Source organism: Paenibacillus sp. BIC5C1 (genome assembly GCF_032399705.1).
GTDB lineage: Bacteria > Bacillota > Bacilli > Paenibacillales > Paenibacillaceae > Paenibacillus > Paenibacillus taichungensis_A.
Genome location: NZ_CP135922.1, coordinates 198996 through 214948, shown reverse-complemented (window position 1 = coordinate 214948; position 15953 = coordinate 198996). Strand labels below are relative to the sequence as shown.

Genomic DNA, 15953 nt, shown 5'->3' with positions numbered 1-15953 from the left:
CTCCTGTCGTTAAACACAATTAAAATACTGAATTTTGCTCAATCCAAAGATTAAACCCCTTTACAGGTATGAGAATTTTCCTACCCACTATGACCTTGGGAAACCCCTCCCTTTTAACCAAACTGTATAGAGAATTTTTTCCAAGTGGTAATATTTCATAAAGCTCATCAATTGTGTAAAACAATTTTTCAAAGTTGACCATTCTCACCATCTCCATTGAATAATATATTAATAAAAAAGTGGGAAATACCATGTCTTTTAATCCATATCAAAGTATTAAATCGCTTCATAATCCTAAAGTTTTCAAGGTCGTAGCTACACTATGAGACACATTGTAGACTGCAAGTTCTACGTGAAAAACTCCCTAGAACTATGCTGTGTAAGGCTTTTCTGAAGGTCGTAGCCACTGTAGCCTGTATTTTTATGAATGCTTTAGCATAATACCTCGAAATCCCGCTAATGGTGTGGTTCCGTCTATGCGGAACTTCCCTGGTTCAACTCCAGTTTTAACAATCTCGTTAAAGAACTCTCTTGAACTCATAGCCTTCGACTGGTTATTTTTGCAGTAACTAATGTAAGCGTCGTACAGTACTTTTCTATGAGTTTTAATTTCTCTATCGCCTACATCAATCAAACAACAATCTTCTACGAATCCTGTAATTCCAGACTCAAATATGAATTGTTTTTTATAATCTATAGCATCACTACTCTCTGTAAAGATAAAGTTTCGCTGCTTTAACCTTTTTAGCCCATCAAGAGCCCAGAGTATAATATAAGACTTTTCTTCTAAAATTTTTCCTAGCAGGTCTTTATCTCGTCTCTCTTCTGGTATTGAATGGTTAAACATTACAAACAACATTCTGTCTGTTAACGCCCCTGTTGTATCCACCTTGCTTAAACTAGGCATGTGGTTTCCTGCCGCTACAATCTTTGTTTTACTATAAAAGTAAAAGGGATCTTTACCCTTTTTTTCTGCTGCAATTAAGTCTCCACCAGTTACCGCTTTAATAACATCGACGCCTTTAAAACTTCCCTCCTCGTTCATCTCAGGAGAAATATTTAATTTGGATTTGAATAACTCAGCTGCCATAAATCGATTAGCCCCAAGTTGTTTGAGAGTAACCGCTGTAGTGAAACTTTCACCGATTAAACTTCTCCAAATTCCTAACCATAAAGATTTGCCTGAATGGGCTTTTCCTAACAAAATGAAAAACTTCTTTGCATTACAGTAATTGCTAAGAATATATCCAGTAATCTCTTGAAGAGTCCTTTGCTTATCAATATTGCCTTCAGTACATTCATTAAGAAACTCATCAAAATAGTTAGCATACCCGGAATAATTATTTGCTAGTCTTTCCTCATAATATCCATCAATGAAAGTAGTAAATAGATAATCCGAATGATGTTCTTGGAAAATTTTATCCTCCAAGTTATAAACACCATTTCTAAAATTGATCAGATGACTGTACCTGTTGAATTCTTTACCTTCTATTTGTAAATCGGGGTTGCTTTCTATCCGATGTATCACTTCAATCATTCTGTTTTTATTCATCTTCTTATCAACGTCAGTAGGAATGTTGCTCCGAATATGAATTGCCAACTGCAATTCTGTCACCTCTTGAAAATATCCGTACAGATCGTTATATACGTATATTTTTTTATCACTACACTTTATGATAAGTTTTTTTACAATTTCAGTCGCTACCTTATAAGTAACATCATCACCTCTATTCAGATGTAAACGATGGTTTGGTATGTCACTGATCTCAGCGTTACTGACATGACCATCATTATCTTTTACGAGATGCGATATAGACTGCCCCTTCCCTAAACTCTTGGTATTGTCTAGGTTGAATTCTTCTTCATCACTAAATTTCTGTATGAAAACATCTGATGGTACACTTTCCCGTCTAACTACTGTCACATAATCATTATCCAATGTTTCATTTCTTTCTAAATACTCTGGGCTAACAGTGCTCATGGTGTTAGAGATATCGAGACTCCAATGATTTTTCTTTTGACTCATTTAATTGACCTCCATTTGATTTTTTAAATTTTCGTAAAAAGAAGGGTAATGATTATTCATCATACTAAAAGCAATTACTCTTAACTTATCTCTTAAATTTGCTGCTGTTACGAACATTTGACTAATCTTTTGTTCAAGGCTTCCATCATAAATTGTTAGTTGTAGAAACTCAGCACATTCAACCATTACGACCATGAATATACTGTTACATTCATCATCGTTCTTCAGCTTTAGATACCTATCGTTTTGAACAACATGGAATTTTATATCTTTTTTTCTGCAATCGAAAGTAACCCTTAAAAAGTCATTTTCGTCAACGCCCTGAGACCAATAGGAATTAGATTGATGTGTCATTATAACTTTATTGTCCCCCTCTACCAATCCAATGAATAAATGTCCTTTGGCTAAGACACAATCATTGATATACATCATTGATTTCTCCTTTTCAATCATGTGACACTGAATATCATCTCGATCAATTCTTTTATTGTCGAATAGTTTAATTTCGTTCTCATGTACATTTGGTATTTTCATCTTTTGCAAACCCCTCTCAATTTGTTTTAGCAACTTACAAATTGGAGTATACCTTATCATTTTCAACTGTAAGAAACGTGAAAATCATTTTTTATACACTAAAACCCTTGATACAAAAGAAAAACACTAACTCTTGTGAATTAGTGTTTTGAAAAAAATAATTTAATCTTTTATACCTATTGCCGTGGTAATAAAAAAATCATAGGCAGTCATAGTTAAGAGATCTAAAATTTTTTCTTGTTCCGTACCCGATTCAATTATAGGCTTAATATATTTGGCAATATCCCTCGTTGCAATATTATCCATACATTCTAAATTATTTCTAATCACATTTATATTATAGGGAACCTTAGAGAGCAATTCATTATTTATAGAAACAGTTTTGATACTTCGAATATGCTTTGTATGTTTCAAAATTATTTGTAAGTCATCTCCAAAAACATCACTTTGTTTTATAAAATTGTAAAGAAACGTAGAAGAACTTATGTCTATGTATTCTTTTCCTGCCTGCTTCACAAAGAATTTTTCTAGAATTTGTTCTTTTATAAAATCTATCAAGAGTGGCAATATAAAATATCTGATTTTCATTAAAACTGGAATGAAAAATTCCACTTGACCTAAACCATTATCTATTATTGAACTTAGAATTTCTCTCCTAACATATGGTGATTCGATTATAGTTACAGAAGCTAAGGCTTTCATTATCACTTTTTTGTCTGGAGCACTTTCGTCAATTAAATTGAATATCGAAAGTAGATCAAGACCCAAGAATACGTCTGTATCTATTTCAAATGCATAAATTTCATCTAAAACTGATACATCTTCTAACCTACATAACATTCTTAAGAAAGTCTCTGTATTTTCTTTGATTAGTTCCAAATCATTTTTGATAAGCCTTGTGGGATTCATGATTTTTCTCAGAGGTTTTTTGTGTCGTATACATGCCTTTGCATAAACGTTAAATACAGATCCATATTTGACTATTTTATTTTTTTGAAGCAGTTTCATAATGTCTTTGTGTAGGTTTACATCACTCCCCCATATTTCAGTTAAATATTCCTGAATAATCTCCCCATATATTTCATTGTAAACATCTGCAGATGAAATTAGGAGATCATCATATACTTCTGCTTCATCAAACTCGCCAATATTATATATGTTTTCGTGTGCTAACAGTTCTGATTCCGTGTTTTTTTTCAGCATGAAAACAGCACTTTCAATTAATAATAGTTGAAACTTCTGATTATCAAGATCCAAAACACCCAGTATACGATTCACTTCAGATCCAAAACGAATAGAATGTATCAAGGTATTTAGATCTTCTAACTTTTCATCATTTCCTAAGTTTAACTTAAATCCCAAAATTGACATCAAAAGATTCCTAGAAGTTGCATCATATTGAAGCAATTTGATTCATCCGTTCTCTTTTTTTACAAAAATATATCATTACCTCATAAGTCCATCTAGACATAATTTGGATAAAGGTTTGTTAAATTATGAAAAAAAGAGGTGTTCAGAAAGAACACCTCTTTAGAATATAAACCCTTCACAGTGTTGTAGCTATGTTTTCTATCCAGCAGCTCCAGCGTTTTGTCCTAAACTCATATTAGGAATCATTTTCTCAAGAAAATAATAATACGCTTCATCATCTAATTTTTGGTATGCATCATATATATCTTGAGTAAAGTTGATAGAATACACCTTATTTCCAACAAAGGCCATAAGTGTTGTAGAATCACTACTCACTCCTGAGTCATAAAAACGTTCCTCAACAACATATGCACTCTCAGCACCTTTTACAGACACTTTTTTTATACTTGATAGAGTCCCACTGTATGTCATTCCTAAAATCTCTAAGAAGTCCTCCCCTTTGATTCCATCATAATTTTCCCATACGGTTCCTATAATTGAAGCATTATCGGTATAGTAGAATATCGTATAATAATCCACATCGACCTTACCTTCAATTTCATTTGCTCCTGAAATAACTTCTCTCCCGAAAGGTATTACTACAGGAGTCCCCCATGAATTAAGGAATGTTGTTTTGTAGGAGTAATATTGCTTCCCTCCATCATAGTAAATGCCCTCCTTAATATTCTGCTTTCCAGTATGCTGGCCTGCATACCAAGGAGTATAGCCTTCCGTTTTCTCCGTCAAACTAATGAATGAGCTGGCTCCATGCCAAGTAATAGCAATTTTAAACTGTTCTAAGAATCTCAGAGGAACAACAGTGGTTCCGTTAATAACGGTAGGTGCTACAGAAAGCGAAACTGATTTCCCGTTTACTTTTGCCTTTAAATTATCGGGTTTGAGCACCGCAGTACTATCCTTGTACTGCAATGTAATTTCCTTACTTACGCTGTTCCATCCACTTTTCCCACCAAAAAGCTTCATCACACTAGCTACTGGTAAGTAAGTTGAACCATTTTTAATGATAGGAGTACTGCCACGCTCATCAAGCTTTTGATTTTGACCATTAACGATAACATTATTAGAGCCGACATGAAGAAGAACATGGACTGGAATACTATCGGCACTTTCTGCCCGAGCCATGTTTGTATTTGCTGATAAATTAAGCATCATAAAAATTAGTATCATTATGGATATTATAACTTTCCTAAAGGTAAGTTTCATTTTAACCTCCTGAGTATATATGATGGTCTAAACATCATCTATTAAATTACAGATGTTTAAAAATACGACTGGTACTTTGGCTTATCAATCTAGTAAGTCTCTCTTGCTCCTCCATCAAATCTTTTATCTGATAGTATTTATCAAAATCGGCTTGAGATACTTCGCGATATCGAGGGTACTCCTTCTCAAATCCTCTATTATCTACAAGTTTAGTTACTCCATTAGGCACTACGCTTGTTTCATAGATTCCTTCTCCAGATAAATTAGATCCTTCGCTCAATTGCAGAACAGCTGCCCACTCCTCGGAAGCAGAGTAACCAAATAGTTCAGAGTAAGAATAGCTAGATATATAATAACTGTCTAAATAATTTCCAGTGGAGATTGTGAGATCCCCAATCTTGGTATCCGCATCCTTAATTCTGTAACCTATATATCCTTTTATTGTCTGTATTTCAGATTCATCCTTTATAGCACCGTAAAACAGCCGTGGATGTTCCTTTTGGAATTTTTCGAGATCACTTTTTGCTTTGATTATTTTTTTTGTCTCATCCACCACAACACCAACATTGCTGTTTTTGAGTCCTGTAATACCATTTATAAAACTTATCTTACCGTATAACTTCTCCAGCTTATCAATTTTTAGATTAGTATATAAATCTTTGTTTTCTTTTATAATCTGAATGTATTTTTCTTTCGTGCGTTCTTCAATGTATTTTTTTATTTCTAAGTTTTCTGATGAGTTATATATCTCCAGAAGTTTCTCAGTTTTCTCCTTTTTTAGACTCTTGTCGATTTCCTTTATAGTTTTCTGAAAACTATCTTCTGGTTCTGAATTAAATAAATTGCTGAACCAATTAGAAAAGGACGATTCCTTTTCTGTGTTATCTTCATTTTCAGTAGTATTCTTTATCTCAACAGGCTGTTGCTCTGATAATACTTTTTCTTGCTCTGTTTGATTTCCCACTGTACTTACAGTTTTTTCATCCTCTGTCTGTTGCTCTAATTGTTTGTTCAATGTACTTATGGCTTTTTCTTTAGTAGCCTTATCTTCTAATTCTCGTTGGATCTTTTCTTCTTTTGCTAGAGCAACTTGCTTTTCAGCTTCTCTTTTTTCCTTATCTTTTTGTATTTGGATAGCCTTATCTTTGCGTTGTTCCTCTTGTTTAGCAATGAATTCAGTTGAGTGCATACCATCTAAAGCAGCCCAGCTAAAAAACAATCCTGTTAGTACTATTACTAATGAAAACATCCATGCGATTATTTTTTTTAGAACACTGCCGTTACTAAATAGAGGTAATTTGGTTCTTATATCTCCTAAATCTGATATAAGTATAAACGGAATAAGAACAAGGAATACAAATATGACAACTCCCTGCCACCTTGAAACGGTATTATCCAAAGCCGATACTGTCGAATCTCCACTTCCTATGAGCACAATAGCTAAAAGAACTATGCAAACATATAGAACTATAGATACAATCTTCTTCCATCTTTTGTTGGATCTGAATCCTGGTAGTTGAGAAACTATTTTCTTAATCACATGAATACCTCCATAGAATCCTCTTTAATAATTTGGATTTCTCAATCCTGTCACTGCTATGTATGAGATTGTCCTCCTTCCTAACCATAAAGGAATAAAGCTAGAAACCAGCATACAAATGCCTGATCATCTTCTAGCAAGATGTCAAAACTATAATATATAAATTAATAGTGTTTCAGTACGTACTAGACTTACAAATATTAAAAGATCTAGTCCAATAGATGCACTAATTATACGAAATTAAAAGCTTATAGTAAACATTAAAAAAGCCTATAGTTTGTTATGATTCCTCCTCATTTTATCTACTGTTGTATTGAGAGGGGCTGAAACAAAAATGGATTACGAGCTTTTGGGAAAGAGAATTCGTGAAGAAAGAAAAAGACTTAATCTTACACAAGAAAAGCTGGCAGAAAGAATAGATTTATCCGAAGCGTATATTGGGCAAATTGAAAGAGGGGAACGAATTTTGTCCCTGGACACGCTGTTAAAAATCACGGATCAATTTGGAGTAACAGTTGATTACCTAATAAATAATTCATTAGATTTGAACGATGACCAATTTTTGAATCAGCTTAAGAAAATTATGATAGATCGTTCAATTAAAGAGAAAAAAATGATATTAGATGTCCTTAGAGTAATGCTGGCACATGTCGATGAGTTACAAGAGTAACAAGTAATTTCAGAAGCATATATTTCTAAATAAAGTTATCTGTAATTTCTTTCAGAATAATATGTAATAATACTACAGCATCATACAATTATAGGTAATATGAACCACTACATCAACTCTTTTATGCGGTATTATCGAACTACATTCTGCTTATAGATAGCTATCCCCTATTGTTTGATAACAATATCTAAAAAATAGAGAGTTGTCTATTCCATATAAACACTCTCTTATGGCTATTCTATTATTTCTCTTTTAATTTGGAAATTTCACTTCGACTATTTTCATCTGCGTACTTCTCGTGCAAATCTTTTGCTGTTTTGAATATGTCGAAACCATTTTCCAACGTCTTAATAATGGCATCAGATGCCGCATTTTGTGCCTGTTTCCAACGATTAATCAATTTATCACTCTCCTACTTTTTAGACTTGGTCGCAACTGAAATACCCACACTAGCCCCCAAGATGTAACCTAGCGCTGTCCCAGTTCCCGGTAAAACCAGTGTCCCAACAGCTGCACCTGTAGCCCCACCAACTATTGTCCCTGATGCCACATTTAATGTCTCTACGATTACTGATACAGGCCTTTTAATCAAGTTTCCTCACCTCCTTTACATAAAATAAAAGAACACGTCACATATGTCCGTGTTCCTTCAAGCTATAGTATCGATTACCAGCAATAATTAAGTGATCCAATAAATCTATTGCTATGATGTTTCCGGCAACTATTTAACGATCAGTAATATTAGGAGGTGTAGGATTAGCGCTAGGATAGGAATGAGAACATATAATAGAGATTCAAGATCATCATTTTATCGCACCTTTAAACAACTTCCCTTGGATGAACAATAGCATTGTAAAGAATCTATAGAGATCGTCTTCTTTTGATCTATATGATTTTTGTATTATGATACAAGCATATAATATGTTCTTTTACGCTGTAACGATACTCTTTTCCCAATATACGGAATTTTTATTCATATTATTAGTAGCTAGATAATTAATATTAGGTATAAGAATATAACAGCAATTTGCAGTGCCTCACGAATATTAATTCCTGCTCTGTAACATCTATAAGCTCAGAGTATGGAAGGAAGGCGACTCATTAACTCATAAATCAAATAACAATCCTACCATTCAAATAAAGACTGAGTTAAAGTGATTTTATTTCAAAAACTCGTTGTAAATTGATTAGGGGAACTCCATTATGTAGACTTTCTTTGTCAACTTAAAAATTTATTTATATCAAAGAACGCCTACTCACAAAGGTTAGGCGTTCTTAATTTATATTAACAGAGAGACCTAATCTAATAGGTATCCTTATTATAATATATATTCTCTTTGGCGAAGAATGCTCTCTTACGTAAGCTATAAGTTCTTCCGTCTAGGCTACTTCATTTACAAAATAGTTTTTTTGTGATCCTCTTTGTCCAAGTTTTAAACATTTATATATTCTTCTAAACATAATTGCCTAGGTTCATCATTACTCGAAACTGTTTGTCTACTATTCAATTCCTCCACTACAGCTCTTGCTACAGCCTCTGCCAACAAACATGGAACGGCATTCCCAATTTGCTTATATATAGAGGTTTTACTTCCTCTAAAAATATAATCTTTAGGGAAAGTCTGTATTAAAGCCGCTTCATTTATAGTTATTCTTCGCAATCTAGATGGTGCTTCTTCAAACTGGGGAGCAACTTGGTTATTAATAAGAGATTTATGATAATCTTCGATCCAATTATTATCCCTACTGTTATGAAGTAATACTTCATCAATTATTGGCGTTTTGTTCCCTCCCATTGAAGCAGGAAGAGTATTTGCAAAATTATCAATATCTAAAGGTCTCCCCATACCATTAAAAATCATTCCCGCATATGGTGATTTTCGCATTATAGGCTTTGTAGCTAGTGTTATTTTAGCGGTACAAGTTAAAGGGTTAGTTTCACTACCAGCCGGCCCTAAAGATATGAGTGTTTCACGAATTGATTTTGGTTTTTTTTGGTGCGTAATTATTCTAGATATTAAATTTTCTAATCCAGGTTCATTATTGAGAAATCCAATAAAGAATACTCTTTCTCTCTTTTGAGGAACACCGTAATGAGATGCATTTAATAACACTGGATAACAAACATATCCTAAATCAGAGGCATAACTTATAATTTTTTCTCTTACTGGTCTCCACTTTTCCAAAGCAGCGAGAGCTTTGACATTCTCAAGAATGAATGCTTTTGGTCTAACTATTCTTACAGCATCCATAAAAGTCCAAATCAACTTACTCCGTTCATCAGTAGGATCCATTTTACCTGCCACAGAAAACCCTTGACATGGTGGACCCCCAAATATAATATCTATATCTTTCAGAGAAGTAAGTTCATCCATGTACTGAAGGATATCCCCCTCCCTAAGCAATGTCTCTTTATGATTTTCTCTAAATGTAGCGCATGCATCCTTGTCCATTTCGTTTGCCCAGATAACATCTACTCCAGCACTTTTAAAACCCACATCCATGCCACCTGCACCAGAAAATAATGATATGCATCTATGTTTTTGTACCATATTTAATACCTCTTATCTTATTAATGTTATAATTAAATTATACTAGACATAATACTTAAATTTATAAGTAAATCAATCCAAATCCAAGAGAGGTGTTTCAAATTATGAATTATGATTTAGCTAATAAAATTTTGCTCACGACTTTGGATCATGTCAAACAATTAAAAGTTACCCCCAATCAACAAGATAGTAATATTATCAGTATGGTTTTGAAAGGAAGCAATAAAACATATAAGTATATCATGGTTAATGCCTTCTTAGCGAAAGCCACTGATCCTACCATTAACCCATTATGTCTTCAAAAGAAATCCAAATTGCAGGGTGCATACGACGCACGAACATTATGCCATAAAGTTTTAGTCAAGTTTGAACGGGATCACCTAAAAGGTGCTTTAGGACTTTCTAACGAACCTTTTTTGAATAATCCAGCTCGTTTTGAAGAACTAAGTATACATAATGCAGTTAGGGGAGGTAAAGATAGGGAGACTCTAGAGTTATTATGCAAGTTACTTCCCCTTATAGACACAAGTGACAAAGCCCTTATAGCTCTAGCACACTCCCTATACATTTTAATTCAAATCGGAAATGAGAAAGAGGAATTAATCTCATTACAAACTACACGAGAGCTGACTTATATAGAATTAGACCAAGTCCTAGAAGCTATAATTTCTGAATCGTTTGGTGGAGAAAATTTAGTATTAGTAATAGGTTCTTTATTGAAATTACATTCTCAATCACTTATAGGGGAAAACATTGTCGAAACACATATTGTAAATCAATCTGGTTCATCCTCCAAAGAGATTGGTGATGTCGATGTATATCATAACGGATCTTTGATATATGCAATCGAAGCAAAAGACAAGTTATTCAGTAGAATAGATGTCCAGCATGCAGTAAATAAAGCTGCTGAAAATAATTGCCCACGGTTCACTTTTATTATGGGTCCTAGAGCTGAACTAGTCGATAGTACAAAAGAAATAATTATTCTGGAAGCACGCAGTAAGGGAGTTTTGCTGAACATAATTCATATAAATGAATTCAAGTCAATGTTAATATCCCAAATTTTACCAACATCAAAAGATTCTTTCTTCACTTGTGCAAAAGAAGTACTAAGTGAAGCCAGAATGAGCGAAAAAACTGTAAATCATCTATTAAGGATTTTAGAAAATCACCACTTATTGTCACAATAAAAGAACCCTTCGAAAATCATTATAGACGAAATGTCTCTAATTGATATCCAAAAATCATTTTTTCCATAAGTAGTCTATTACATGTCTACATAACTCTAACGTATAAAGCAAAAACCCGCTCAGTGAGCGGGTTTTTTTAATGGAGGCGAGGGGAGTCGAACCCCTGTCCGAAGATAACGACACATAAGCTTCTACGGGTGTAGTCACAGTTTTGATGTCACCCGAGTATCGCCCCGTAACCGGCTATACGTTGGGTCAGCCTGATTGTCTTCTTCAGCACACCCCAGGCGGAGATGTGACAGCGTATCCCACTACTTGTTAGCCCCTAATCCTGTCACATGGGCGATGCAGGTTAGAAGCACGCACACAGTTTCTTAGGCTGCGAAAGCGTAGTTTGTTTGTTGTTTGCCGTTTAATAGGCTTTAGCGTTGATGAAGTGGACGCGTCCCCACTACCCGCTACCCATGCTCGAACTATCCCCGTCGAATCCATAAACGCCCCCTCATATAAGAAGGGCTCCAGGATTAATCCGTGAATACGGAGCAAAGGTGCTACACATCTTTTTCCTCCAAGGTAAAAAGATGTTTCTTTCAAACTCGGCATTCCTGTCTGCTACAAGAACATCATAACACAGGACCAATCACCGATATAGTATAGATTGCTGGAAGACGATCCAACATGCTGAGCAACTGTGCAAGTTTAACCAACACACATATGATGCTCAAGCGTCTACATATTATACCGCGTCCCTCAAGGGAAGTAAAGTTGAGTACCGAGGTGCAGACAATTCATGAGCATGAACAACTTTTCTTAACTATCTTACCCACGATCCGAACAAACTACACAGCCATCAGCAAACATACTGCAACGATTCTTTCCAGCAATCATCAAAAAAAGTTTAACGGTACTACTCACAATCAATTTTTACATGGTACGGCAACAACGGGTGTATCTCACACCATAACTGGCACAATAATCTGAAAGATTTACCCGCACGCAGGTCTGCGTGATGCGTTAAACTCATTACACCGCGCCCCCTAACAATGAATCTCTAATCAAATTAAAAAACCCAAGCTCCACCCCATTACGGGCAAAACTTGAGATCCAAATTTCTAACATCACTCGCGCCTCACACCAACTACCATGCGCAATTCAACACATAGCAACCCAATCAACGAGCAACTTTTTGCTTCTCGCGCAGTACCCGTTGAATATCGCGTTGTGCATCGCGTTTTGCAGCAGACTCCCGTTTATCGTACTGCTTCTTACCTTTACCCAGACCGAGCAATAGCTTGGCATACCCGTTACGAATATAGATCTTTAGCGGTACAATACTGTATCCGTCCTGCTTCGACAACCCTAGCAACTTGTGAATCTGCACTTTATGCATCAACAGCTTGCGTGTACGTGTTGGATCAATTGGATTATGACGGTTCCCTTGTTCAAAAGGACTAATATGCATATTGTGAATATGAATCTCACCGTTCCGAATTGTGGCAAATGCATCGCCAATATTCGCACGGCCGTTACGAAGAGATTTAATCTCCGTTCCGGTAAGCACCATGCCCGCTTCATACGTATCTTCAATGAAGTAGTCATGGGAAGCCTTTTTATTCTGTGCAAGCACTTTACTCTGTCCATCATTCTTGCCCATGTCCTCACTCCTTCTCCGTAAAATAAGCCGGTACCTATGCTCTACAGCAGCGCACCACACATTTCCTCAGGTACCACATGCCAGACCTTAATTGTAGCAAGGACCGCTGTTAAAATCAAGAAAGAGGCGGTCTGCGCCGCCTCTTCTCATTACACTCATTTCATGCTCAGCGAAACGCGATTACTTTTTCTTCTTCCGTACAAAAGCCGCCGTTCCGTTGGCAGATGCACCTTTATTCTTTTTGCGCTTACGGCGTGGTGCTCCGCCTTCCTGGACACCGCCCGGTGTAGCTCCTTCTCCGATAAACACACCGCTAGGTGAGGTGTTTTTGCGTCCACTACCGCCTTTGCCACCTTTACCTCCGCCTTTACCGGATTTGAAGCTACCTTCACCGCGACTGCTGCCACTGTTCAGACCATTCCCTTGTCCACCAGTTGAAGTGCCTTCCTGGCCACCCGCTGTAGAGCTATAACCACCTTTGCCCGAGCCGAAACCAAAGCTTACCGCTCCCTTGCTACGGCCAGTTGCTCCGCTGGCATCTCCAGCACGACGCTCACCTCTCGGTTTGCCGCCACCTTTGCCACCCGCGCTTCCCGCTGTGTTCGAAGCTCCGCTACGACCGCCACGTCCGCCTTTGCTGCTCTCATCTGCAGATCTGCCACCACGGCTGCCTCCAGCACCAGTAGGGGCGCCTTTACCACCACGCGAGCCACTGAATCCACCAGAACCACTCTTCGCGCCGCCGCGTCCGCCGCCACCAGCAGGACGGCCACCTTTACCGCCACGTCCGCCACTGAAGCCACCTGGACGTTCGCCGCGAGGTTTCATGTCGACCATTTCAAAGTCAATTGTGTACTCTTCCATGCTTACACGCGCCACGCGAATCTTCACTTCATCACCGATGCGGAAGACTTTAGAGGTACGTTCGCCAATCAGAGCCATATGTTGATCGTCAAAATGGTAATAGTCGTCTGTGAGTGCACTCAGGCGAATCAAACCTTCTACCGTATTCTCCAGTTCAATGAACATACCGAAGCTGGTTACACTGCTGATCATGCCTTCGAACTCTTCCCCGACTTTATCAAGCATGTACTCAGCTTTCTTCATTTTCTCTGTATCCCGCTCAGCTTCAACCGCCACACGCTCGCGCTCCGAAGACTGCTGCGCAATATCGGCCATACGACCAGCCAAATACTCCTGACGGTTCTCAGGCAAAGCCCCATTGTTCTCAATCACTTCCCGAATGACACGGTGAATGACGAGGTCGGGATAACGACGGATCGGTGATGTAAAGTGACTGTAGAACTCTGCCGCCAGACCAAAGTGACCGGACATCTCGGAATCATACTTCGCCTGTTTCATGGAACGCAGCATCATTGTACTGATAACCGTCTGTTCCTTCGTTCCGTTTATATCCTCAAGCAGGGATTGAAGCGCCCGTGGATGAACCGCGTTGCCACGTCCTTTGACATGGTGTCCGAAATTCGCCGCAAAGGCGAGAAAATTTTGCAGTTTTTCCTGATCTGGATCTTCATGCACACGATAGATGAACGGAACCTTCAACCAGTGGAAATGCTCTGCTACCGTTTCATTGGCTGCCAGCATGAATTCCTCAATGATTTGTTCCGCAATGGAACGCTCCCGTTTCACGATATCCACTGGTTTGCATTCTGCATCCACGATGATTTTGGATTCTTCAAAATCAAAGTCAACCGCACCGCGGCGCATACGCATCGCACGAAGCTTCAAAGCAATCTCTTTCATCAGATGGAAATCGTCCACCAGATCCTTGTAACGCTCCAACAATTCAGGCTCTTCACCTTCAAGAATTTTACGAACGTTGGAATACGTCATCCGCTCTTTGGTCTTGATCACACTTGTGAAAATGTCGTGTTTCACAACCTTCATCTGGTCGTTGAACTCCATCTCACAAGATAACGTCAAGCGATCTACCTGTGGATTCAAACTACAAATCCCATTGGACAGGCGTTGCGGAAGCATCGGAATAACACGGTCCACTAGATACACGCTGCATCCGCGGTTGTACGCTTCCTGGTCCAACTTGGAGTTTTCCTTCACATAATAGCCTACATCGGCAATATGAACGCCCAGACGATAATTACCGTTTGGCAGCTTCTCCACGTTGACAGCGTCATCCAAATCCTTGGCGTCTTCACCATCAATCGTAACGATATTCAGTCCACGCAGATCGCGACGCCCCTGCTGAATAATCTCTTCTTCCGTAATGGCATCCGGTGCTTTTTCGGCCTCTTCCACCACTTCATCCGGGAAGGCTTCAGGCAGCTGATGTTTACGGATTACAGACAGGATATCGATACCCGGTTCATCCTTATGACCAAGAATCTCGATCACTTCACCTTCTGCTGCTGCCCGGCCCTCTGGATAGCTGATAATTTTTGCAACAACTTTTTGCCCATCTACAGCTCCATTAAAGTTCGTACGTGGGATGAAGATATCTCGGTTAATCCGCTTATCGTCCGGAATGACGAAACCATAAACCTCGTGGCTTTGGAATACACCGACCACTTGCGTGACCGCACGGGTAACAATACGGACAATCTCACCCTCCAAACGCCCACCGGAAGGACCTTGAGAGGTCACTTTAACAAATACTGTATCGCCATTCATCGCGCTTTTCATGTCATTAGCGTGGATGTACACATCCGGGTGCTCCCGATCCTCAGGGATGAGGAAAGCAAACCCCTTCGCATGAGCCTGCAAACGTCCGCGTACCAAATCCATGCGTTCCGGCATGCCATAACGGTTGTTGCGGGTCAGTAGAATTTTGCCGGACTCCTCCAGCGTATTAAGCATAATCAAAAAGGCTTTGAAATCAGCCGCATCCTCAATCTCGAAGTGCTGTTCCAGTTCCTGATAAGTCATCGGTTTATAAGCGGTTTCCCGCATGAAGTCGAGCAATTGTTGTTCTGTTATCATTAATAATCACCTCGGGAAACATAAAAGTGTAATCTTGTCTCATCTCTCTATGTATCGGAAACCTTACAAGTAGAAAAGCCGTTTAACACAGGCCTCACTATCTCATACCCTAGTATACACGAATTCAATCCGGCGCATCCGTACCCTGCAAAATAAACCAAGCATGCATGGCCCATTGCATAACCGCGCTTTCAT

At 38.0% G+C, this 15953-nt stretch carries 14 protein-coding genes and 1 other RNA gene; 2 read left to right on the top strand and 13 right to left on the bottom strand.

The genetic code is table 11. From position 1 onward, the window contains the following. Positions 1–19 precede the first annotated feature (19 nt). The 6 genes from RS891_RS31610 to RS891_RS00990 all read right to left on the bottom strand — a co-directional run bounded on the left by RS891_RS31610 (position 20) and on the right by RS891_RS00990 (position 6734). Positions 20–202: a helix-turn-helix domain-containing protein gene (locus tag RS891_RS31610; protein WP_397386879.1), complete on the bottom strand. Its 183-nt coding sequence runs from the start codon at positions 200–202 to the stop codon at positions 20–22. A 219-nt stretch (positions 203–421) separates the two neighbouring features. Then, a complete protein-coding gene (locus RS891_RS01010; protein ID WP_315794192.1) occupies positions 422–2026 on the bottom strand; it encodes a DNA primase family protein in 1605 nt (534 codons plus the stop codon). Further along, positions 2027–2560, bottom strand: a complete 534-nt coding sequence (locus RS891_RS01005) for a hypothetical protein (protein WP_315794191.1) — start codon at positions 2558–2560, stop codon at positions 2027–2029. It lies immediately after the preceding gene. 162 nt (positions 2561–2722) lie between these two features. After that, complete coding sequence (locus RS891_RS01000; protein WP_315794190.1) at positions 2723–3931, bottom strand: hypothetical protein; 1209 nt, start codon at positions 3929–3931, stop codon at positions 2723–2725. A 198-nt stretch (positions 3932–4129) separates the two neighbouring features. Further along, positions 4130–5194, bottom strand: a complete 1065-nt coding sequence (locus RS891_RS00995; protein WP_315794189.1) for a copper amine oxidase N-terminal domain-containing protein — start codon at positions 5192–5194, stop codon at positions 4130–4132. A 46-nt stretch (positions 5195–5240) separates the two neighbouring features. After that, the gene (locus RS891_RS00990) at positions 5241–6734 is read right to left on the bottom strand and encodes a hypothetical protein (RefSeq protein ID WP_315794188.1); all 1494 of its coding nucleotides are present in this window, start codon (positions 6732–6734) and stop codon (positions 5241–5243) included. A gap of 334 nt (positions 6735–7068) precedes the next feature. On the opposite strand from RS891_RS00990, the gene RS891_RS00985 reads away from it, so the two are divergent. Further along, positions 7069–7404 carry a helix-turn-helix domain-containing protein gene (locus RS891_RS00985; protein ID WP_315794187.1) on the top strand — a complete coding sequence of 112 codons (336 nt, stop codon included), beginning with the start codon at positions 7069–7071 and terminating at the stop codon, positions 7402–7404. 241 nt (positions 7405–7645) lie between these two features. Here the strand turns inward: RS891_RS00985 and RS891_RS00980 are convergent, their stop codons facing one another. The 4 genes from RS891_RS00980 to RS891_RS00970 all read right to left on the bottom strand — a co-directional run bounded on the left by RS891_RS00980 (position 7646) and on the right by RS891_RS00970 (position 9956). After that, complete coding sequence (locus RS891_RS00980) at positions 7646–7804, bottom strand: hypothetical protein (protein WP_315794186.1); 159 nt, start codon at positions 7802–7804, stop codon at positions 7646–7648. A 12-nt stretch (positions 7805–7816) separates the two neighbouring features. Beyond that, positions 7817–7996 carry a hypothetical protein gene (locus tag RS891_RS00975; protein ID WP_315794185.1) on the bottom strand — a complete coding sequence of 60 codons (180 nt, stop codon included), beginning with the start codon at positions 7994–7996 and terminating at the stop codon, positions 7817–7819. 37 nt (positions 7997–8033) lie between these two features. After that, entirely contained in the window at positions 8034–8111 is a 78-nt protein-coding gene (locus RS891_RS31605) for a JAB domain-containing protein (RefSeq protein WP_397386924.1), read from the bottom strand. Between the two features lie 726 nt (positions 8112–8837). Continuing rightward, positions 8838–9956, bottom strand: a complete 1119-nt coding sequence (locus tag RS891_RS00970; protein ID WP_315794184.1) for a DNA cytosine methyltransferase — start codon at positions 9954–9956, stop codon at positions 8838–8840. 104 nt (positions 9957–10060) lie between these two features. On the opposite strand from RS891_RS00970, the gene RS891_RS00965 reads away from it, so the two are divergent. After that, entirely contained in the window at positions 10061–11146 is a 1086-nt protein-coding gene (locus tag RS891_RS00965; protein WP_315794183.1) for a restriction endonuclease, SacI family, read from the top strand. A gap of 137 nt (positions 11147–11283) precedes the next feature. Here RS891_RS00965 and ssrA read toward each other — a convergent pair. From ssrA to rnr, 3 genes are all read right to left on the bottom strand, one after another. Further along, positions 11284–11648, bottom strand: a transfer-messenger RNA (tmRNA) gene (gene ssrA / locus RS891_RS00960). A gap of 669 nt (positions 11649–12317) precedes the next feature. Further along, a complete protein-coding gene (gene smpB, locus RS891_RS00955) occupies positions 12318–12800 on the bottom strand; it encodes an SsrA-binding protein SmpB (protein WP_024629496.1) in 483 nt (160 codons plus the stop codon). Between the two features lie 180 nt (positions 12801–12980). After that, positions 12981–15758, bottom strand: coding sequence for a ribonuclease R (gene rnr, locus RS891_RS00950; protein WP_315794182.1), 2778 nt, complete (start codon positions 15756–15758; stop codon positions 12981–12983). Positions 15759–15953: the final 195 nt, after the last annotated feature.